Below are 20604 nucleotides of genomic sequence, written 5' to 3'. Positions count from 1 at the left end.
ACCCGCTACACACGTTCTATACACGCCTGTGTGGCCCTGGTGTGTACGACAGGGATAGACCCATTGAGGTTGTTTGGATCGCACACGTCCCGGATGGTGTTCATGGTTTTCGGTGTTTCGGCACGGGTCCTTCTCTCGCTCTGCGGCGTTCTGCTGGGTGCCGGCGCGCCCCCGCCGCTGCACCAGGCCGCACCGGCGGCAAAGACCGCACCGGAGACCGTCGGCTGGGACGCCTATCGACGGCTGGACCTGCTGCCCGAGCTCACGCCAGGCACCCAGACCCGGCAGTTCTCCAGCTTCGACCGCAGCGGCGGCAACGACGACGGGTTCTCCGGCCGCGGCTCCTGTCTGCGCACGGACGGCCCCGGATGCGTCCTGGCCGAGAGCCGCGGCGCCGGCGAGATCGACTCCCTCTGGTTCACCAGGGACGACGGCGACGTCACCGCCACCGGTGACATCCGGATCGTGCTGGACGGCGTCACCGTCCTCGACGCGCCGTTGCAGCATGTCGTCGACGGTGACCTCGGTGCGCCCTTCGTGTGGCCGCTCGTCAGCAACGCCGATCAGAACTCGGGTGGCGTCACCGTCAAGGTACCCATGGCGTACCGCGCATCGATGCTGGTGACCACCACGAACAACCCGTCCTTCTACCACGTCGCGTACCGCCGGTTCGCCGACGGAACCGAGGTTCAGCGATTCGACCCGGACGACCCCGCCGCCGACGTGGTTGCCGAACTTCGGGCGGCCGGCCGGGCGGATCCCAAGCCGGCTCGGCCCGGCGCGGTCACCACCTCGGTCTCGGTGTCGCTACCCGCGAACGACACAAGCACCCTCGCGGCACTGGACGGACCGGCGGCGATCAGTGCGGTGCGGATCAGGCTTCCCGACCCGGCCGCCACCGAGTCCGCGTTGCACACACTGCGAATTCGCATGACCTTCGACGGCCGCCACACCGTCGACACGCCGCTCGGCGAGTTCTTCGGCTCCGGCCTGGGCGAACGAGAGGTACGGGCGCTGATGTTCGGCATGGATGCGGAGCCTGGGGGCTGGTATACCGCGTGGTGGCCGATGCCGTACGCCTCCTCGGCCACGGTCGCGCTGGCCAACACCTCGGGCGACGCGGTCGCCGGCGTCCAGGCCCAGATCGTGCACGCGCCGGACAGCCGATGGTCGGCCGCTTTGGGGCCCGCCGGGTCGGCCGGATATTTCACCACTCAGTCCCGGGCCGGGACGGCAACGGCGGGCGCCGACTGGCCACTCGTCGACCAGGCCGGCCGGGGACGGCTCGTCGGCACCGTCCAGGTGGTCCGCAACGAGACGGCGGGCGGCAACGAACGCGCGTATCTCGAAGGCGACGAACGTGTGCACATCGACGGATCGCTCAGTCCACAGTGGCATGGCACCGGCACGGAGGACTACTACGAATCCGGTTGGTACTTCAACCGCGGCGAATATACCGGTGTCTTCACCGGCAACACCGGGCACCGGATCCGCACCGACGGTTGCGCCGTCGAGTGCGACTCGATGTACCGGCTGCACATCGGCGACACCATCGGATACACCACGGGTCTGCGGATGGGCATCGAACACGGTCCCCACAACGACGTCGCCGTGCGGGAGAGCTCCACCGCGTTCCTCTACACCAGGACCGACGTGGCCAGCCGGATCACCGACACGCTGACCACCGGCGTGGCCGGCGACCGGACGGCGCACGGCTACGCGGAAGGCAACCCGGCCGAGCAGTACCAGTTGCCGGCGGTGTACGAGGGCGACGACGACCGCGACACTCTCACCGATGACATCCGCGCCAGCCGCGGGCCGGTCACCTTTCGGATGGCGATCGATCCCGGCAACCGTGGCGTGCGGCTGCGACGCACCGGCGATCAGAACGCCGCGTACCAGTCGGCGACGGTGACCGTCGACGGGGCAGACGCGGGAACCTGGCTCCAGCCTCTCGGCAACTCCATGCAGCGCCGGCTGGACGACGAGCACGTCCTTCCACCGGCACTCACCGCCGGAAAGTCATCGATCACCCTTCGGCTGACCCCGGCCGACGGAAGTCCATCATGGACCGCAGCACGGTACACGGCTTTCAGTCTGGTCGAGCCCTTCACCGATCGGGTGCCGCCGGGCGGTGTCGGCACGGTCACCGTCGGCGCGGGCCGCACCCATGCCGTGGCGCTGACCTGGGCTCTTGCCGGCGACGATGTCGGGGTAGCGGCCTACCGCGTCTATGCCTCCACGGAGGCTTCCGTGCCGACCACTCCGGCGAACCTGGTCGGCACCAGCACCACCCCGCAATTTCGCCACGGTCCGTTACCCGCGGGCCAGACCCGCAACTACCGGGTGCTCGCGGTGGATGGCAGCGGCAACGCCGGGCCGGTCTCGCCGGTGGTGCGTGCGACAGTGCGCGGTCGCGACACCAGCGACGTCGACGGCGACGGCCGCGACGACGCCGTCCTGTTCACACAGGGAGCCGGCGCGGACGTCTACACCGCCCGCTCCACCGGCCACGCCTTCGGCCCCAAGACCCTGGCACACGACTTCTTCAGCCTGGACGCGGAGGTGCCGCTCACCGGCGACGTCAACGGCGACGGCCGTGCGGACATCCTGACCTTCACCCGCGGCGACACTGCCGACGTCTACGTCGCGCTGGCGACGCCGACCGGATTCGGCCCGTCCGCCACATGGCACGACTACTTCGCCGCGGGAGACGAATGGCCCGAGGTCGGCGACGTCAACGGCGACGGCCTGACCGACATCATCACGTTCGCCCGCGGCGACGCCGGTGATGTGTGGGTGGCGCTCTCCACCGGCACCGGGTTCGGGCCCAGCGTCCGGTGGCAGGACGACTTCGGCTACGGCGGTGAACGGCCCGCGGTCGGCGACTTCGACGGCGACGGACGCGACGACATCGCCGTCTTCACCGGCGGCAGTCAGGCGGACGTGTACGTGTCGCTGTCCAACGGCGTCGCGTTCGTGCCGAGCGGGTGGAAGTGGCACGAGAACTTCGCCGTGGGCGGCGAGTTGCCCGGCACCGGTGACGTCGACGGCGACGGACGCGACGACGTGGTGACCTTCACCCGGGGCGGACCGGCCGACGTGTACGTGTCGTTGTCCAACGGCAGCGCGTTCGTCCAGACCGGGTGGAAGTGGCAGGACTACTTCGCCGCGGGCGCGGAGACGCCCGGTCTCGCCGACGTCGACGGCGACGGACGGACCGACATCCTCACCTTCACCGGCGGCACCCCCGCGCAGGCCGACGTGTGGGTCGCCACCTCCACCGGGACATCCTTCGGCCCGTCCGCCATCTGGCACGACGCATTCGGGTCCGGCACCGAGGTGCCGCGCCCCAGTCTGACCCGCTGACCCCTGGGAGCCCTGATGACCGTACTGTCCACGAAGCTGGCGCTGATCGTCTCGGTCGTGCTGGCCACCACGGCGGCCCACGCTGCCGCGCCGGCCCCGCCGGGACCGGGCACCACCGCCGGCAGCCACGTGCCGCTGTCGGTGCGACCGCTGGCCTGCCCGAGCATCCCACCCAACCACGACCCTGCGGTGATCCAGACGGTCTACCAGGTGGGCCTCGACCGCGGGGTTTCCGACAAGGTGATGCTGGCCGCTTTCGAGGCGGGCTGGGTCGAGTCGCACATGAACAATCTCCCGTGCGGCGACAAGGACTCCCTCGGCGTCTTCCAGCAACGTCCCAGCGCGGGCTGGGGCACACCGGAACAGATCATGGACGTCACGTACGCGACCACTCAGTTCATGATCCGAGCGCAGGCCAACGAGCCGCAGTTCCCGGACTACACCGCGGGACAACTGGCGCAGAGCGTCCAGCGTTCGTGCTGCCCCGACCGATACGACCAGGCCGAGGCGACGGCGCGATCGCTGCTCGACGAGGCCCGCGCGGCGGTGGGTTCCCGAGCGGTCTATACGGGTTCGTCGGCGGATTTCAACGGTGACGGCCTCGACGACATCATCACCTTCACCCACGGCACCGGCGCCGACGTCTTCGTCGCCCTGTCCACCGGCACCGGCTTCCAAGGCGGCGCCAAATGGAACGACTACTTCGCCCTGCCCGGCGAAATCCCCCTCACCGGCGACTTCAACGGCGACGGCAAAGACGACATCGTCACCTTCACCCAAGGCACCGGCGCCGACGTCTACGTCGGCCTCTCCACCGGCACCGGCTTCCAAGGCGGCGCCAAATGGAACGACTACTTCAGCCTCCCCGGCGAAATCCCCGCCGTCGGCGACGTCAACGGCGACGGCCTCGACGACATCATCTCCTTCACCCGCAACGACCTCGCCGACGTCTACGTCGGCCTCTCCACCGGCACCGGCTTCCAAGGCGGCGCCAAATGGAACGACTACTTCGCCCTGCCCGGCGAACACCCCGGCGTCTGCGACGTCAACGGCGACGGCAAAGACGACATCATCACCTTCACCCAAGGCACCGGCGCCGACGTCTACGTCGGCCTCTCCACCGGCACCGGCTTTGAAGGCGGCACCATCTGGAACGACTACTTCAGCCTCACCGGCGAACAACCACGAACCGGCGACTTCAACGGCGACGGCAAAACCGACATCGCCACCTTCACCATGAACTCCGCCGCCGACGTCTACGTCGGCCTCTCCACCGGCACCGGCTTCCAAGGCGGCACCAAATGGAACGACTACTTCGGCCTCCCCGGCGAATTCCCCTACACCGGCGACTTCAACGGCGACGGCAAAACCGACATCGTCACCTTCACCCACAACGACCTCGCCGACGTCTACGTCGGCCTCTCCACCGGCACCGGCTTCCAAGGCGGCACCAAATGGAACGACTACTTCGGCCTCCCCGGCGAAACCACCCTCTGACCAGGAGACCCCACGCATGACCCGCACACACCTACACACCACCCTCACCACCACCCTGCTCATGGCGGTGGGGGTGGTCTCGGGGATCGCGAGCCCGGCCGATGCGGGCGAGGCGTCGGCTGCGGCTGCGGCAAGCCCACCGACCGTCTCCGCCGGCTCCTTCGTCCGCGTCTACGATCCCTCGGTCGGTGAGTCCCAGCCGTGGTATTACAACGACCACACGATGGTCCGCGACGTGGCTACCGGGACCTGGCACGTCTATGCGATCACCCACGCCGAACCGGCCGATCCGCTCGACGAGAAGAATTTCGGGCACGCCACCGCGCCGTCACCGCGCGGGCCGTGGACCAAACAGCCGTTCGCGCTCACCGCGGACCCGGGCGCGGGCGAAAGCCACATCTGGGCGCCGTACGTGCTGTACGACAACGGCCGCTACTTCATGTTCTACGCGGCGGGCACGCCGGACCATGGTGCTTATCGGATGCACCTGGCCACCTCGACGGACCTGTACACCTGGCACCGCAGCACGGCGAATCCGCTGTTCACCGACGGGTTCGACGGCCGGGACCCGATGGTCACCAGGGTCGGGCCGCAGTGGGTCATGTACTACACCGCGACCACCACACCGACCGGCGGTCATCACGAGGTGGCCTACCGGACCAGCACCGACCTGGTGCATTGGAGCGCGAAACAGGTCGCGTTCCAGCACCCGCAGACCGGCACGTCGGGCGGGCCCACCGAGTCCCCGTTCGTGGTCTTCCGCAACGGCTGGTGGTATCTGTCGGTCTGCTGCGAGTCGGGTTACCAGGACACCCGGATCTATCGCAGCCGCAACCCCTTCCAGTTCTCCCCCGCAGACCTGGCCGGACGCGTCGACGCGCACGCCGCGGAGATCGTCACCGAACCGGACGGGACGACGTGGGTGACCGGCGCCGGCTGGGAGCAGGGCGGCCTGTACCTCGCCCCGCTGAACTGGGCTTCCGGATTCGCCGGCGTGTTCACCGGGTCGTCCGCCGACTTCAACGGCGACGGCCGTGACGACATCATCACCTTCACCCAGGGCCCCCTCGCCGACGTCTATGTGGCGTTGTCCACCGGCTCGCAATTCTCCGGGACGACCCAGAAATGGCAGGACTACTTCTCCCTCGACGGCGAGACCCCGCTGACCGGAGACTTCAACGGCGACGGCAAGGACGACATCATCACCTTCACCCAGGGCGAAGCCGCCGACGTGTACGTGGCGCTGTCCACCGGATCGGGCTTCCTGGGCGGTGCCAAGTGGCACGACTACTTCTCCCTCGACGGCGAGGTACCCGCGGTCGGTGACGTCAACGGCGACGGCCGCGACGACATCATCACCTTCACCCACAACGACCTGGCCGACGTCTACGTCGCCTTGTCCACCGGTGACGGATTCACCGCGTCGGCGAAATGGGCCGACTTCTTCGGCCTCGCCGGGGAGTCGCCGGGCGTCGCGGACGTCAACGGCGACGGCAAGGACGACATCGTCACCTTCGTGCCGGGCAGTGCCGACGTCTTCGTGGGGCTGTCCACCGGCACCGGTTTCCAAGGCGGCGCCACATGGCACGACAACTTCGCTCCTGGCCTGCAAGCCCCCCGCCTCGGTGACTTCAACGGTGACGGCCGGGCCGACATCGCCGCCTTCAGCAACGGCAACACCGCCGAGGTCACCGTGGCGTTGTCCGACGGGCAGGGACGTTTCGTCGACGCCGGCGTCTGGCACGGCTTCTTCGCCCCCCGCGGCGAATTCCCGTACGTCGGGGATTTCAACGGCGATGGCCGCACCGACATCACCACCTTCACCCACCTGCCCAACGCCGACGTGTACACCGCCCTGTCCACCGGCAGCGGGTTCGGCCCGGGGGTCCTCTGGCACGACTACTTCGGCCTGCCCGGAGAGATCTCCCTCTGACCACCAGAACTCGGGGCTTACTTGATGCGATTGGCTGTTCTCGGATCGGTTGAGGTTACGATGAATTCTCGAACGTTGAGCATTCCTCGTCCTCAACAGCGAGCGGTGCTCGCGTACCTCATCTTGAATGCGAATCTGACCATCTCGGCAGATCAGTTGGTTAGCGCGTTATGGGGTGGTTCTGCGCCAGACACGGCGCGTAAACAGGTGCACGTGCTCATTTCACGCCTCCGTCAGGTGCTGCGCGATGGGGGTGCCCGGGAGTCGTTGGTGAGCCGGTCCGGCGGGTACACCCTGACGCTTGGCTCGGACGACACGGTGGATACCGTCGAGTTCGAGCGACTGACCGCGGCCGCCCGGGACGAGGTAGTCGAGGGACGGCGGGCAGCCGGCTGCGACCTGTACCGCCAGGCGCTCGCGCTGTGGCGCGGGCCGGCGCTGTGCGGCTGCACCGCGGCATTCGTCGATGCGGCCCGCAGCCGGTTGCAGGAGCAGCGTCTCATCGCGCAGGAAGAGACGATCGAGGCGGAACTGACGCTCGGCCGATACACCGGCGTGGTCGGCGAACTCTACGTGATGCGCGAGGAACACCCGCTGCGAGAGCGTCCCGTCAACCTGCTGATGCGTGCGCTCCATCGGTGCGGCCGACGTCCAGAGGCGGCGGCGGTGTTCCGGTCGTTCGACACTTTGTTGCGCGACGAGCACGGTCTGGATGTCAGCGCCGACCTTGCCGAGCTGCACCACGCGATGCTGCGTTCAGGGCCGGTGACAGCAGCGCAGACACACGTATCGACGCTGCAGGTACCGGCTCTACTGTCAGCCGTCCCAACGCCGTTGGCGTGGCGGGCGATGTCAGACGGGGCAGCCCCGGCGCAATTGCCGGCCGACGTGGCGGGCTTCACCGGCCGTGCCGAGGACATCCAGCTCTTGGAGTCGCTGCTTCCCGAAGGCGGCGGACCGGCCGCCACGGTCGTCGTCGCTGCGATCACCGGTGGCGCCGGTACTGGCAAGACGGCCCTCGCCGTGCATTGGGCCCACCGGGTCCGGTGCCGTTTTCCCGACGGCCAGCTCTACGTCAACCTGCGCGGCTACAGTCCGGGTCCATCGCTGCGGCCGATCGAGGTGCTGACCCGGTTCCTGCATGCTCTGGGCGTCCCGCCCGACCATGTGCCGCCATTCGTCGACGAAGCGGCCACAATGTACCGCGGCAGGTTGGCCGACCGCCGAATGCTGATCGTCCTGGACAACGCCGATCATCCCGGACAGGTACGGCCGCTACTGCCCGGAGGTAACGGATCCATGGTGCTGGTCACCAGCCGGGACCAACTCGGCGGACTTGTCGCACGGGAAGGCGCGCACCGGTTGGTCCTCGGTCCGTTGCCACCTTCAGCCTCACACGAGCTGCTCATCAGGGTCCTGGGAGCGGAACGCGCCGCCGTCGAACCCGACGCGATCCGCGATCTGGCTCGGCTATGCGGACATCTGCCGCTAGCGTTGCGGATCGCGGCGGCGCATCTGAGCGGCCTGCCGCATCGCCGAGTCGCGTCGCTGGTCGCGCGGCTGGGCAGCGGTGATCGGCTCACCGAGTTACGGGTGGCCGACGACGACCAGGCCACGGTACGTACCGCGTTCGATCAGTCGTACCAGCTCCTTCCCGACGAGGAGCGGCGGATGTTCCGGTTGGCCAGCCTGGCCGACGGTGTGGACGTGACCGCGGAGGCGGGTGCGGCCCTGGCGGGCGTGCCGGTGCGGCGTACGGCGCTCATGCTGGACCGGCTGGTCGCCGTGCATCTGCTCGACGAGCCGGTCGAGGGCAGGTACGCCTTTCATGACCTGGTGCGGATCTACGCCATGGACCGGCTCCATCACGAAGAACCGGCCACGAGGCGCTCCGCCGCTCACCATGCGTTACTCGCCTACTACCTGCACACCGCGGAAGCGGCAGCCCGCGTGCTGTACCCGCATCTTCTGCGGCTACCGTGGCGGCCGGAGCAGCCGGTCCATCCGGCACCGGAATTCACCAGCCAGGAGCAGGCGCTGCGCTGGCTGGACGACGAACGCGCCAACCTGGTCGCCGTGGTGCGCCAGGCCGCCGACCATGGTCCGTACGATGTGGCGTGGCTGCTGAGCGACACGCTGCGGGGGTACTTCTTCTATCGGATGTCCCCGGAGGATTTGCGTGGTCAGTTCGGCGAGGCCGCGGACCTGCTCGACCGTGCGCTGCGGCTGTGCCGGGATCTCGGCAACCGCGCTACCCGGACGGTGACGATGCGATCGAGCGCGGTGGTGCTACGCGATCGTGGCCGGTCGGCGGCGGCGGTCGCCGAGGACGCAGCCGAGCTGAGTGAACGGATCGGCGGCCGGCGGTACACCGGGATGTCACTGAACGCTCTCGGTACGGTCGAGCGCCAACTCGACAATCCCGCCTCTGCCCTCGATCGCTCGGCCGAGTCAGCGGGATTCGCCGTCGGTGGCGACGGTCCTGTTTCGTGAGGGCACCGCGAACCGGCTGCGGAACACCAACCAGCAAGCGATCAGTGCGGCGAGACAGCAGAAGATCAACGTCCGCGAGAAGACGCGATACCCCCAGTGCGCGCCGCCGAAGCCCATCGCCGCCGTGCCCACCGGGATGCTCCAGAACGTGACGAGCCGACGCAGGCTGAACACGCGCACCCGCATGGCGGCCGGCGTCAGCTCCAGCCAGGTGCCGCCGGCCACCGAGATCAGGACCGCGAACAAGGCGCCCGCGAGAGCCATGACACCGATCAGGAGCCATGGGTACGGTGCGAGGGTCGCCGCGATCAGCAGCATGCATGTCGTACCGAACGCGGCGCTGGCGACCGCCAAGGCCGTACGGACATCGGCGAAGATGCGACGGCCGAGCAGCCAGAGGGTGGCGGCCAGCATGCCGAGCGAATATGCCGTAGCTGCGGTGCCGAGCAGGACCGCCTGCCCTTGCGCGGAAAGCCGGTAATCCCCCACGTATACCGGAAGCATCGCGTAGAACGGGTATATCACCAGGTTGGCGAGCGATCCGACGATGATGATGTAGACAAGTTCTTGACGTTCCCATGCGAACCGGGCAGCGGTAAGCGCGTCCGGCAGCACCCGGCGCAGCGAAGCCCACCCACCACGCCGGTGTGACGGTGCCGGTGACACCGGCGTGCCGGCCGAGGGTGCCTTCGCCCGTGCCGGACGCGCGAACACCGCCAGCATCACGGCCGCGATGGCTACGACACCCAGTGCGATGACGCCGACTCCGCGGACGGTGCCCCTTGCGATCAACGCGCCCGCGACGGTCGGTGCGAGGCTGGATCCGAGCTGCTGTGGAATGCTCGTCAGGAGAGCTGCGGTGCGGGTGCTCGGCCACGACGGCGGGGCGAGGTCGGCACCGGTCGTCTCCATCGTGGCGAGAAACATGGCCTGGATGCCGTGTACCGCCAGGTAACACGCAGCCCCGATGTAGACGTTCGCGCCGCGGGCAGGCAGTCCGAACAGCAGCACCACAACGGTCAGCGGAAGGGCAAGCGCGATCTGCAGCCGCAGCAGTGTTCGCCATCGGTCCGCGGCGTCGAGAACGCCGGCGACCAAGACGACGAGCACGAGCGAGTTCGCGTTCGCCACGCCTATCACCGTGCCGAGCCCGGCTCCGCCGCCGGGCCCGCGCGATATCCACCAGCTCAGTCCGAAGAGGCACAACCCGCATGCCGTGACGAGCACAACACCGGGGCACCAAACCGACAGGAATGGCGCCAGCCCGTGGCGGTACGCCGAGGAATCGGCCGAGGTTGCGGCTGCATCGTCGCGCATGGTCACTCCGCCTCCGCGGCAGGCACTGGTTGCGGTTGCAGGTCGAGATCGCCGACGCACGCGGAGACCGTCTCGGCGAACCGGATCAGGGTCGCCTCGCTGTGTGGCGGACCGATCATCTGCAGACCGACCGGTGCCCGATGCTCGGCGTCCACAGCCACCGGAAGCGTGATCGCCGGCAGACCGGGGAAGCTTGCTGCGGCGAGGCTGTCCAGGGTTCGGCCGACCTGAGGGTCGGTGAAGTCGGGGACGACAGAGGTGGCAGATGGCATCCCCCGCCGGTCGCGTGGCAATCGGCCGGTGGTCGGTGTGAGCCAGAGGGCCACGCCCTGGCGCCGAAACCGGTCCAGCACCGCGCCACGGGTGGCACGCAGTGCGGTGACCAGTTCGGCGTACCGGTCGTCTGTCACTGAAGCGCCGTACTCCAGGGCCAGCCGGGTTGGTTCGTCCAGGGTGTCACGCAGGTACGGCGCGCGGCGGCGGAACAGGTCCCAGGCCGAACGCAGGCAGATTTCCCAGACCGCGAGCCGGCCGGGGACCAGGTCGTCCAGTTCCACCGGGACCAGCGTCTGTCCCGATTCCGCCAGTGCCTTCACGGCGTTGCCGAGCGCCCCGGCGATCGGGGCGGCGCAGTCGTCGAACCAGCCGGCCGGCACCCCGATCCGCATGCCATGCGGATCGCCGGCCGTCGGCGTTTCACCGTGGGTGAACCGCTCCCATGCGTAGGCGAGATCGTCCACAGTCCGGGCGAACCAGCCCGGTGTGTCCATGAGTGGGGACACCTCGAAGAGGCCGTTCAGCAGATCGGCTGTGAACGTCTGACGGAGGCCCACGACCCCGCACGCGTTGGCCGGCAGTCGCACCGAACCGGTGGAATCGGTCCCGACCGCGATGTCGCAGATGTGCGCGGCGACCGCGACCGCACTGCCGGTGCTGGAACCGGCGGGGTGAAGGTGCGGGAAGTAAGGATTGACGCACCGCTGCTCGATGCCGACTCCGAGTTGCGGGGTGATCAGCTTCGCGACGATCGCATCCGGCGGGACACCGTCCAGACAAGCTGCGGACCGCGCCGGGTACCGGCGGTAGCCGGACAGGCCCGCACGGGTGGCGAAACCCGCCACATCGATGGAGTCCTTGACACCGACACGCAGGCCCGCAGGGCCTGCCCGACCGGTACGCATCTCCACGCAGGCCCGGTACCGCTCATCAGCGCGACACGCCCAGGCGTCTGCGGCAGCGCTGAAATCCTCAGGGTCGAGTTCGCCGGCGGACAACAGCCTGGCGCGCTCACGCAGCGGAAGCCGAACCACTGGCGGGGGCGCGGACGCCGCCACGCTCGACGGGGAATTCATCGGCTCGGACACAGAATCCTCCGATCGATCGTCATTCGTCAAGATCGAGGCCGATCACTCCGGACATCAAGGTCACGGCCGGGCCGTCGAGCCGGACGTCGCCGAGATGCACGCTCACCCGCTCCGGACCGAGCGCGGCTTCGCCCGTCCACTCGGCCCAGTGCAGCACCACGTGGCGGTAGCCGTACTCCTGGCCGATCAGCCTGGCACCGCCCATGAGAGCAGCACTGGTCGGTACGGCGTCGCCGACGATCGTCAAGTACCGCACCCGGAAGCCGTCGCCGATGTCGCGGCCGAGCAGGACGAGACCGGCCGCGTGTACCGGTTTCAGGCGGGCGAGGGCTCGGCGGGCGACCCATGCCCAATCCAGGCCGGCCGGGTTCTGCGTCCGATTGGCCGCCAGGACACAGTCGCCCGCCGCGGTCACCAAACTGGTCGACAGCCGCACCGGCGCGGCACGGCGGTGAGCCGGGAACGCGCCGGGACGTTCGAGCACGGCGGTCACGTCGTCCGTACCGCGGTTTCGAGCACGGCCAGGCCGCGTTCCAAGTCGCTGGCGGCGATGGTCAACGGGGGCATGACCTTCACCACCTCGTCGTCACGGCCGCACAACTCGAGCACCAGACCGTCGGCAAAGCAGCGCTGCTGGATCGCGGCGGCCCGTTCCGGGCCGCCGCTCCGGCCGAGATCGATGCCGAGCAGCATGCCTCGTCCGCGGACCCGCAGCGCGGCGTCCGCCGCTTGCAAGCGGGCACCGAGTGCCGCAAGGAGGCGACCGGATTCGGCGACGGCGGCGGGGAAAGCATCACCGCGCCACACCGACAAGGCTGCGGCCCCGGCGACGAACGCCAGTTGATTACCGCGGAAGGTGCCGGTGTGCTCGCCCGCGTTCCATACGTCGAGATCTGGCCGGATCAGGGCGAGTGACAGCGGAAGGCCGGCACCGCCGATCGACTTGGACAGCGTGACCACGTCCGGCTCAAGCCCAGCGGCCTCGAAGCCGAAGAAGTCTCCGGTTCGGCCGCAACCGATCTGGATCTCGTCGCAGATCAGCAACGCGCCGTACGTCCTGGTCAGCTCTTGCAGACCCCGCAGCCAGCCCTCCGAGGCCGGATAGATGCCGCCCTCGACCTGGATCGCCTCGACGATGACCGCAGCAGGCGGCTCGACTCCCGACGATGAGTCGGCAAACAGCCGGCGCAGATAGCCGATCGAATCGAACGAGCCCGCGGGTCCGTCCTCGTAGGGAACGAACACGACTTCGTTGGCCGAGATCCCGCCAGCGGTGCGGGCCCGGCGGCTCCCGGTGACGCCGAGCGAGCCGCGGGACATGCCGTGGAACGCGCCACCGAAGGAGACCACGGTCCGCCGACCCGTGGCACGGCGAGCCAGCTTCAGCGCCGCTTCGACGGCGTCGGTTCCGGTGGGCCCGCAGAACTGCAGCTTGTACCGCAGGCCGCGCGGGATCAGTACGGTCTCCCGGAACGCCTCGATGAAACGTCGCTTGGCCACCGTGTACATGTCCAGGCCGTGCAGGATGCCACCCTCGTCGAGGTAGGCTCGCAGGTCATCGATTATCCATGGGGGGTTGTGGCCGTAGTTGAGCGCGCCCGCGCCGCAGAAGAAGTCCAGGTAGTCGCGACCGTCCTCGGCATAAAGATGAGCCCCATCGGCGCGTTCGAACACCACCGGGAACTTGCGGCAGTACAACCGCACCTCGGACTCGTTCTCCTCGAAGGTGGACACATTCGTGCCGGTTGTGGCTGGGGACAACGTCATGAGCAGACCTCCTCACGGTCGGATTCGATCTCGTACAGTGCCGGACCGTCGATCTGCCGGATGCTGCGGTAATCGCGGCGCACCACCTCGGCGACCTCATGGCGCAGGTAGACCGCGGCCGGGTAGCCGAAGTCATTGATCGTGCGCCGGATCCGCTGCCCGGGATGGACGGCGATCCGCACCTCCTGGACGCTTTCCAGCTCGTGCAGCGCCGCCAGCCCGCGGTAGCGCACCAGCCATCCGTCCTCGGGCGCGAGCAACGCGACCGCCGCCGCACCGCCACGCAGTTGGTACGCCTTGCCGGCGGCATGGTGAAAACCGGCCCGATCGGTGGCGGCCAGCACCGTCCAATCGAGCTGGCTCGTACCCAGCACCTCGCGGGCGAACTGCGGCAAGTCGGCACCGCACAGCCTGGCCCCGACCTCGACGAGGCGCGGACCGTCCGGCGTCAGCTTGACCTCGGCGTGCGCGGGGCCGTGGCGGATGCCCAGTGCGTCAAGCACCGCGAACGTGTATTCCACCAAACGGTCCTGCTCGGGACCCGAGCGCGGCATCAGGTGTGTGCTGTCAAGCAGGTCCAGCACGCCGTGCGCCGTAACGTGGGTGCGTTGCCACAGGTCGCAGACGTGATGCCGGCCGTCCCGGCTGACGGTGTTCACGTAGTACTCCGCGCCGTACAGATACTCCTGGACCACAACCGTGTCGTTCTCGCCGTTGAGGGCATTGCGCCTGCCCCGCAACGCGTGAAAGGCGCGAGCCGTCTGTTCCGCATCCGTGCAGAAGGCGACTCCCTCGCTCCCGGCGCTGCGCGGCGGCTTGACCACCACCCGTCCACCGACGTCCGCGTACCAGGCGAGCACCTCGTCCAGGTCGTCGCTGGCGACCTGGGCGGCAGCGGGCAGCCCCGCGGATTTGACGGCCTCGATCATGCGGTACTTGTCTCGACGGGCCGCGCTCAACGCTGTGCCGTTGGTCGGCAGGCCGAGCGCCTCGCTGAGCGCATCGGCTACCTCCACTCCGGTCTCCATTCCCGCCAGCACGTACCGGGGCGCATACCCGTCAACTGCCGCAACCGTCGCCCGGAGGTCCCCACCGTGAACGAGATTGGCCGCAAACTGGTCCGGCTCGAAGGAGGTCGCGTACACCGCCGGCACCGTGGCGTCGCTCTGCACGTGGACGCAGTCATAACCGGCCTCGGCGAACAGCGGCGCCAGCCGCCGCGCCGAGGAGTAGGCGTCGACCACGACGATGCACTTGCCGCCGCTGCCGCTCACACTCGCCCACCTCCGTTCGCGCTCGATCACGTCTCCTGCACCAGCAGGGGCGTCTTGTACGTGCGAGGGTTGACCGCCAGCGCCTCCACCACCTGGACGTCGAATGACTCCGGCGCCGAGCCGACGGCCCAGCCGAGCCGGTAAACGCGCGTGAGAATGCGCGCACGCAACCGCTCGCGGAGCGCCTCAGCCGGGCAGCCGGGAGTCGCGACGACCCGCACCTGCATGTGCTCGGTGGGCGTGCCGTGCCGGTAGACGACGATCTGGGCGTCGCGCACCTCCGGATCGTCAAGCGCCACGTCTGCGATCTCCCGCGGCGTGACGAGGACGCTGACGAATTTCATCTGAGGGTCGTCCCGGCCGGTCAGGTGCAGTGCCGTGCCGTCGCCGCACGGGCATGCCACGAACTCGCCGCGGTCGCCGACGCGGTAGCGCAGCACCGGATTCAAACACCGCGGGTGGGTATTGGTCACCAGGACCACCCCATCGTCGAGCTCGATATGCTGGTAGGGAAGCACATGGAAGGTGTCGGTCGGGCAGTCCGGGCCGTTGTGCCCGATGACCCACGTCTCGGTGCTGCCGTATATGCCGTATACATCGGCGTCCGGCAGTAGCTGCGCGACGAGTTGCGTTGCTCGCTCGGAGTACGGCTCACCGGTCCACAGCAGCTTGCGAAACTCGGGCGGCCGACGACCCGTGTCGGCGCAGAACTCCAGCATGTGCGCGATGTGCGTCGGGGTACCGTCCATCGCGGTGACCTTCACCCGTTCGCAGAAGTCGAGCCAGTCGTTGAGCTCGTCGCGCTCCACGGAGCCCAGCGGCACGGTGACCGCACCCAGATCGTGCGCGAGGGCGTTGAAGAAGTTGTGTGAGGACCACAACCGGCCTGGGGTGTTCATGTTGACGAGCACGTCCCCCGGGTCCAACGGACGCCACCGCCGCACGATGTCCGGCACGAACATGTCTGACGGGATCAGGCTGAGTTTCGGTGCGGATGTCGTGCCGCCACTGCCGTACACATAGGCGCCGAACTCGGCGTCCCGGGCGCGCTCGACGAGGTCGTCGAGCGCCATGCGCATCTCGTCCTTCGTCAACACGGGCACGTCAGCGAGCGCGGGCATGGCCGAGCCGAGCATGCCGCGATACTTTTCGCGCAGCGCCGGCAGCGTGGCCACCCGCTGCACCAACTGCTCCAGGCCGGCGGGGACCGATTCCTGCCGATCCTCCCGGCGCACCCCTTCGATAGCCGTCATGCTGTCTCCTCGTCGTCGGTTGCCCGGCGCGCGGCCGGCTGGTCAGGCCAGTACGCCATGGGCCTGTGCGTGTCGTCCAAGACCGATCCGTGCTCCAATGAGAACTCCGAGTTCTCGGGCGAGCATCGATCACTGGAGCGGCGGAGCATGGAGCCGGTACGCTTGGATCTGCGGCATCTGGAGTACTTCGCCGTCGTCGCGGAGGAGCAGAACTTTCGACGAGCGGCCATGCGTCTGCACATCGCACAGCCGGGCCTGTCGCAGCGGATCAAACGGCTGGAGCGGGTACTCGGCCTTCGCCTGTTCGACCGGACCCCGGCCGGTGCGCGCCTGACCGACGACGGCGCCGCCTTGCTACCCCTGGTGCGCGAGGCACTCGACGGCGTCGACCGGGTCACCGCCTTTGCCCGCAACCTGGCGTCCGGGCGGTCGGGGCGGGTACGTGTCGGCTACACCCGCTCTGCCGGACCGGGCATGGCGGCGAACCTGATAACGGGATTTCGCGCCCAGAACCCGGCGGTCAGCGTGACCACCTCCACCTCGTTCACCGCCGGCAATCTGCGCGCGCTGGCCCAGGGCGAGATCGATGTCGGCTTCGTCAGGCCACCGCTGCCGGCCCGCGCGGAGGTCGTGAGCGAGCCGCTCACCGAAGAACCCGTCGTGGTAGCGGTGCACCGCGACCATCCTCTGGCCCGGCGCCGACGACTGCGCCGCAGCGACCTCGCCGCCGAGCCGCTCGTGTTCTTTCCGCAGCAGAACGCCCCCGGCATGTGGGCGTCGATGCTCGATCAGGTCTACGGCGACGCCGATGCGGCACGGATCGTACGCACCGAGCCGAGCGAGGACTTCATGCTCGCCGCGGTCGCCGAGGGTGCCGGCATCGCACTTGTCACCGCGGCGGCGGTCAAGGTGCTCCGCATCCCGGCTGTGGTGATCCGCCGATTCGTCGCACCCGAGCCTGCAGTGGGTCTCAGCCTTGCCTGGCGCCGAGGCGAGGCCAACTCGACGGTCCTGGCGTTCGTCGAGTTCGCGATGATCGCCTATGCCGAGACCACCGCACGCGTACGACCGGTCGACGGCCATGCTCGGAGCCTCCGTTCACTGAGATGACCCGCGCTGCACCGTCCGGGTCGTCCGCTGTCGGACAGCAGGGCGTTAAGCGAACGGCTACCACACACCAAGCTTCGCCGCCCATGGTGAGTGGCGACCGGCGGGCGATGATCGACGCCCGCGAGCTGACACCCTCCACGGAGGTGACCGTGCTGATCAACACGGCTGAACGTTGGAAGCGGTTCTGTGCCGCCCAGGACGAGGCACGCGCCCGGATGGGCATCATGCCGGGGCTTGACTACTACGAACCGCGGCTGCGGGAAGTTTGGCAGCGGGCACGCCGGACACCGGCGTACGAGCACCTCTGCAGTTACTCCGCGGCCGCGTTCCAGGAGATCCGATCAACGTCGAAGGACGAACTGAAGGCGACGCCGTGGAACTACGTCGTCCCGCAGACCGGGCCGGGTGCCAAATACTACGAAACCACCGGCACCACCGGCCGGGTCACACCCACTCCGCGGCTGGCCGACGACATCATCCTCAACGTGGTGTCCGTCGGTGAGGCATGGCGGCGGGTGCTGAGCCCGGACGACCGGGTGATCATCCTGCTGCCCAGCGACGTGGTGCCCGTCGCCGACCTGGTGGCCGGGGTGTGCGAATACCTCGGCATTCCGCATACTCGGGCGTACCCGTTCACCACCGGGATCTGTGATTGGGACCGGATCATCGGCATATGGCGCCACCTGCGCCCGACCGCGATGTTCCTCGCTCCCGGCGTGGCGATGCAGTTCACCCGCCTGGCGAAACGTCGCGGTGTGCTGCCGGAGCTGCGGGAACCCGTTCAGCGGATGATGCTGCTCGGCGAGGTGAACACGGCTCCGCTGCGGCGGCGGCTCGGCCAGTGGTGGGACGCCGTTGCCCACGATGCCAGTTACGGCAGCACGGAAACAGGAACACTGGCCGCTACCTGCACGTTCGGCCAGCTACACCTGTTGCCCTGCGCCAACTACTTCGAACTCGCCACCGACGCCGGCCTCGTCGGCCTGCCTGCGGAGGGCCGCGGCCGGCTCGTCGTCACGCCGCTCAACCTGTTCGCCAGGCCAGTGCTGCGGCTGGACACGGGCGACGACGTCACCATCGGCGGCGACTGCGACTGCGGGGACGCCGCGCCGATCGTCAGTGTCGGCGGGCGAGGCACCGACATGGTCCATGTGCGCGGCACGTCGATGTCGGTCCGGGCAATCGAGGAAGTCGTCTATTCGGCGAGCAGCGCCACCGGCTACCTGCTGGAGATCGGCGCTGACGGCGGCTATGCCCGGCTGGTGCTCGAACGAGACATCGACTGGGACCGCGCGGCCGAACCGGGCCTCGCCCGGCGGGTGCTCGCCGCCACGTCCGACGCCCTGGGACTCAGCTGGGACGACGTGGTGTTCGTCAACTCTCTGCCGGAGACCACAAAGGCAGGCGCATCGCAGAAGAGCTGGAAGCGGTCGAACGTCCGGGTGCTGGACGGAACGCAGCAGTGACCCCGGCGAACCCTGCTCGGCGAGACCACGGCGCCGACCTGCCGAGCCGCGAACCCGACCTCTGGTGCACGTATGCGGCGATCCGCACACTGACGTGGCTCAACCGCCTCGATGCGGTGGCCGATCCCGACGGCACCGCGGCGTACCTGGCCGGCCGGCGGAACGGGGACGGCGGTTATGCGTGGAGCCGGGGCATGCTTTCCGACGCCTGGGCCACGTTCTACTGCACCCAGGCCCTGGCCGACCTCGGTCGCGGCGCCGTCGCACGGGCGCACACCGGTGAATGGGTGCGCGCCACCTGGTCTGGCGAGGCGTACGCGATGGTGCCCGGCCAGTGTCCCGACGTCTGGGCGACGCACTACTCCTGCCGGACCGCCACGGAGATCTGCGGCCAGCAGGTTCCTGACCGTGCAGCGCTGTTCGCCTGGCTGGGACGGCTGCAGACGAAGGACGGGGGACTGTCGTGGAGCCCCGAGCACGCCGCCACCGGCACGGCAGACACTCGCGCCTGCCATTACGCGACCCGGGCGTGGAACAGCCTGCGCGGGGTGCGAAGCGGGCCGACGCCGTGGGATGTGCCGGCGCTGATCGGATGGCTGCGCCGACAACAGGACAGCACTGGCGGCTTCCGTTTCACTGACACCGCCGACGAGCCGTGCCTATGGGCTACCTACCGGGCCACGGCAGCTCTGAAGCTGCTCGGTGCCGCCCCCGACCGGCCCGGCGACTGCGCGCGGTGGATGGCGTCGCTGCGCGGTCCGGACGGTGGGTTCGTCCGATGGCGTGGCTATCCCGTGGAGGACGTGTGGGCAGCGTTCTGCGCCGTCGGAACGTTGATCGCCCTGAACCGGCCCGTCGAGCCGGTCGCCACGGCCGTGGCCGGCCTGATCGGCCGATTCGCGATTGCCGGCGGCGGCTACACCTACCGATCGCCGGACCAGGCCGCGGATGCCTTGACCACGGCCGCAGCCATACTGAGCTCCGAACCGTGTGACCACCGAGCGGCAGATTTGCGTGAGTGGCTCAACGAGTGCCAGCTTCCCAACGAAGGCGGCGCCATGTACATGCCCGCACGCGGTGCGGAGGTGCGCTGCACGCTGTGGGCTCTGGCAGCGGGCGCGCTGCGCGAGCCATCATCGGCCCGGCGGGTGCTCCACTGGCTCACCACCATGCAGAACCCGGACGGGGGTGTCGGCTACTGGCAGGGGCGCGGTTCCGACATGGTCTCCACCGCCGCCGCTGCGGAGTGCGCGGGGATCCTCGGCGCCCCGCTCGGGTCAGTGCTGGACACCACCCGGCTTGCCGCCTTCGTCACCTCCTGCCGCCGCGGTTACCCGGACGGCGGCGCCGGTTTCGGTAACGTACCGGGAGCGCCGCCTACCCTGCGTGCCGGGTTGCAGGCACATCGGATTCTCGCCGCGCTCGGCCGGTGCAGCGGCGTCGGCCCGCCCGACACGGCCTCGCTGGTGAGGCTGCTGGATCGGCACCGAGTGCCCTCGGGCGGCCATGCCGACACCGGCGCTCGGGTGCCCGATCTGCTCAGCACGTACGAGGCCGTGGTGACTGCCTGCCGGTACGGAATCGACGCGGACATCGCAGCGCCGGCGAAACTGATGCCTCGGCTTCGCCTTCCGAGCGGGTACGCCTGGACACCATTGACCGCGATGCCCGGCGGCCCGCTCGCCGCTTGCCTCGGCACACTGCTCGACCGATACCTGGCCGACGCGTCCACAGTGCTGCCGGCCGTCTCCCTGTCGTGAC

Annotated in this window: 13 protein-coding genes; 7 read left to right on the top strand and 6 right to left on the bottom strand. The window is 68.9% G+C overall.

All coding sequences use genetic code 11. The features are described 5' to 3' along the window. Nucleotides 1-102 precede the first annotated feature (102 nt). From IEY73_RS02330 to IEY73_RS02315, 4 genes are read left to right on the top strand one after another with little or no spacing between them, the layout of a single operon-like run. The gene (locus IEY73_RS02330; RefSeq protein WP_189077326.1) at nt 103-3369 is read left to right on the top strand and encodes a DUF2961 domain-containing protein; all 3267 of its coding nucleotides are present in this window, start codon (nt 103-105) and stop codon (nt 3367-3369) included. Nucleotides 3370-3384: 15 nt separating this feature from the next. After that, nucleotides 3385-4866, top strand: coding sequence for an FG-GAP repeat domain-containing protein (locus IEY73_RS34305; protein WP_189077325.1), 1482 nt, complete (start codon nt 3385-3387; stop codon nt 4864-4866). Nucleotides 4867-4882: 16 nt separating this feature from the next. Continuing rightward, on the top strand, nt 4883-6799 hold the full coding sequence (locus tag IEY73_RS33295) for an FG-GAP-like repeat-containing protein (protein WP_229715384.1): 1917 nt from the start codon (nt 4883-4885) through the stop codon (nt 6797-6799). Nucleotides 6800-6823: 24 nt separating this feature from the next. Further along, on the top strand, nt 6824-9292 hold the full coding sequence (locus IEY73_RS02315; RefSeq protein WP_306661462.1) for an AfsR/SARP family transcriptional regulator: 2469 nt from the start codon (nt 6824-6826) through the stop codon (nt 9290-9292). Here the strand turns inward: IEY73_RS02315 and IEY73_RS02310 are convergent. From IEY73_RS02310 to IEY73_RS02285, 6 genes are all read right to left on the bottom strand, one after another. Beyond that, on the bottom strand, nt 9251-10423 hold the full coding sequence (locus IEY73_RS02310; RefSeq protein ID WP_189077323.1) for an MFS transporter: 1173 nt from the start codon (nt 10421-10423) through the stop codon (nt 9251-9253). The two genes, IEY73_RS02315 and IEY73_RS02310, sit on opposite strands and share 42 nt — an antisense overlap. Before the next feature lie 188 nt (nt 10424-10611). Beyond that, nucleotides 10612-11961, bottom strand: a complete 1350-nt coding sequence (locus IEY73_RS02305; RefSeq protein ID WP_268240407.1) for an amidase family protein — start codon at nt 11959-11961, stop codon at nt 10612-10614. A 31-nt stretch (nt 11962-11992) separates the two neighbouring features. Further along, the gene (locus IEY73_RS02300) at nt 11993-12466 is read right to left on the bottom strand and encodes a hypothetical protein (RefSeq protein WP_189077321.1); all 474 of its coding nucleotides are present in this window, start codon (nt 12464-12466) and stop codon (nt 11993-11995) included. Next, nucleotides 12463-13740 (bottom strand): diaminobutyrate--2-oxoglutarate transaminase, encoded by a 1278-nt coding sequence (locus IEY73_RS02295; RefSeq protein ID WP_189077320.1) that lies wholly within the window; start codon nt 13738-13740, stop codon nt 12463-12465. Before IEY73_RS02295 ends, IEY73_RS02300 begins: the two co-directional genes overlap by 4 nt. Next, entirely contained in the window at nt 13737-15014 is a 1278-nt protein-coding gene (locus IEY73_RS02290) for an ATP-grasp domain-containing protein (protein WP_189077319.1), read from the bottom strand. Before IEY73_RS02290 ends, IEY73_RS02295 begins: the two co-directional genes overlap by 4 nt. A gap of 26 nt (nt 15015-15040) precedes the next feature. Continuing rightward, on the bottom strand, nt 15041-16267 hold the full coding sequence (locus IEY73_RS02285) for a phenylacetate--CoA ligase family protein (protein ID WP_189077318.1): 1227 nt from the start codon (nt 16265-16267) through the stop codon (nt 15041-15043). Between the two features lie 147 nt (nt 16268-16414). On the opposite strand from IEY73_RS02285, the gene IEY73_RS02280 reads away from it, so the two are divergent. From IEY73_RS02280 to IEY73_RS02270, 3 genes are all read left to right on the top strand, one after another. After that, entirely contained in the window at nt 16415-17377 is a 963-nt protein-coding gene (locus tag IEY73_RS02280) for a LysR family transcriptional regulator (RefSeq protein WP_189077317.1), read from the top strand. Between the two features lie 83 nt (nt 17378-17460). Next, nucleotides 17461-18843, top strand: coding sequence for a phenylacetate--CoA ligase family protein (locus tag IEY73_RS02275; RefSeq protein WP_229715380.1), 1383 nt, complete (start codon nt 17461-17463; stop codon nt 18841-18843). Beyond that, the gene (locus IEY73_RS02270) at nt 18840-20603 is read left to right on the top strand and encodes a prenyltransferase/squalene oxidase repeat-containing protein (RefSeq protein WP_189077316.1); all 1764 of its coding nucleotides are present in this window, start codon (nt 18840-18842) and stop codon (nt 20601-20603) included. Before IEY73_RS02275 ends, IEY73_RS02270 begins: the two co-directional genes overlap by 4 nt. Nucleotide 20604 lies beyond the last annotated feature (1 nt).

The sequence above is a fragment of the Mangrovihabitans endophyticus genome (assembly GCF_014646155.1).
GTDB lineage: Bacteria > Actinomycetota > Actinomycetes > Mycobacteriales > Micromonosporaceae > Actinoplanes > Actinoplanes endophyticus.
The sequence above is the reverse complement of the archived record's forward strand: the minus strand, read 5'-3'. Positions and strand labels throughout refer to the sequence as shown.

Coding starts and splice junctions, on each gene's coding strand:
- IEY73_RS02305 (WP_268240407.1), bottom strand. CDS start 11,961: ATGAATTCCCCGTCGAGCGTGGCGGCGTCCGCGCCCCCGCCAGTGGTT.
- IEY73_RS02280 (WP_189077317.1), top strand. CDS start 16,415: ATGGAGCCGGTACGCTTGGATCTGCGGCATCTGGAGTACTTCGCCGTC.
- IEY73_RS02330 (WP_189077326.1), top strand. CDS start 103: ATGGTTTTCGGTGTTTCGGCACGGGTCCTTCTCTCGCTCTGCGGCGTT.
- IEY73_RS34305 (WP_189077325.1), top strand. CDS start 3,385: ATGACCGTACTGTCCACGAAGCTGGCGCTGATCGTCTCGGTCGTGCTG.
- IEY73_RS02285 (WP_189077318.1), bottom strand. CDS start 16,267: ATGACGGCTATCGAAGGGGTGCGCCGGGAGGATCGGCAGGAATCGGTC.
- IEY73_RS02275 (WP_229715380.1), top strand. CDS start 17,461: ATGGTGAGTGGCGACCGGCGGGCGATGATCGACGCCCGCGAGCTGACA.
- IEY73_RS02295 (WP_189077320.1), bottom strand. CDS start 13,740: ATGACGTTGTCCCCAGCCACAACCGGCACGAATGTGTCCACCTTCGAG.
- IEY73_RS33295 (WP_229715384.1), top strand. CDS start 4,883: ATGACCCGCACACACCTACACACCACCCTCACCACCACCCTGCTCATG.
- IEY73_RS02315 (WP_306661462.1), top strand. CDS start 6,824: ATGCGATTGGCTGTTCTCGGATCGGTTGAGGTTACGATGAATTCTCGA.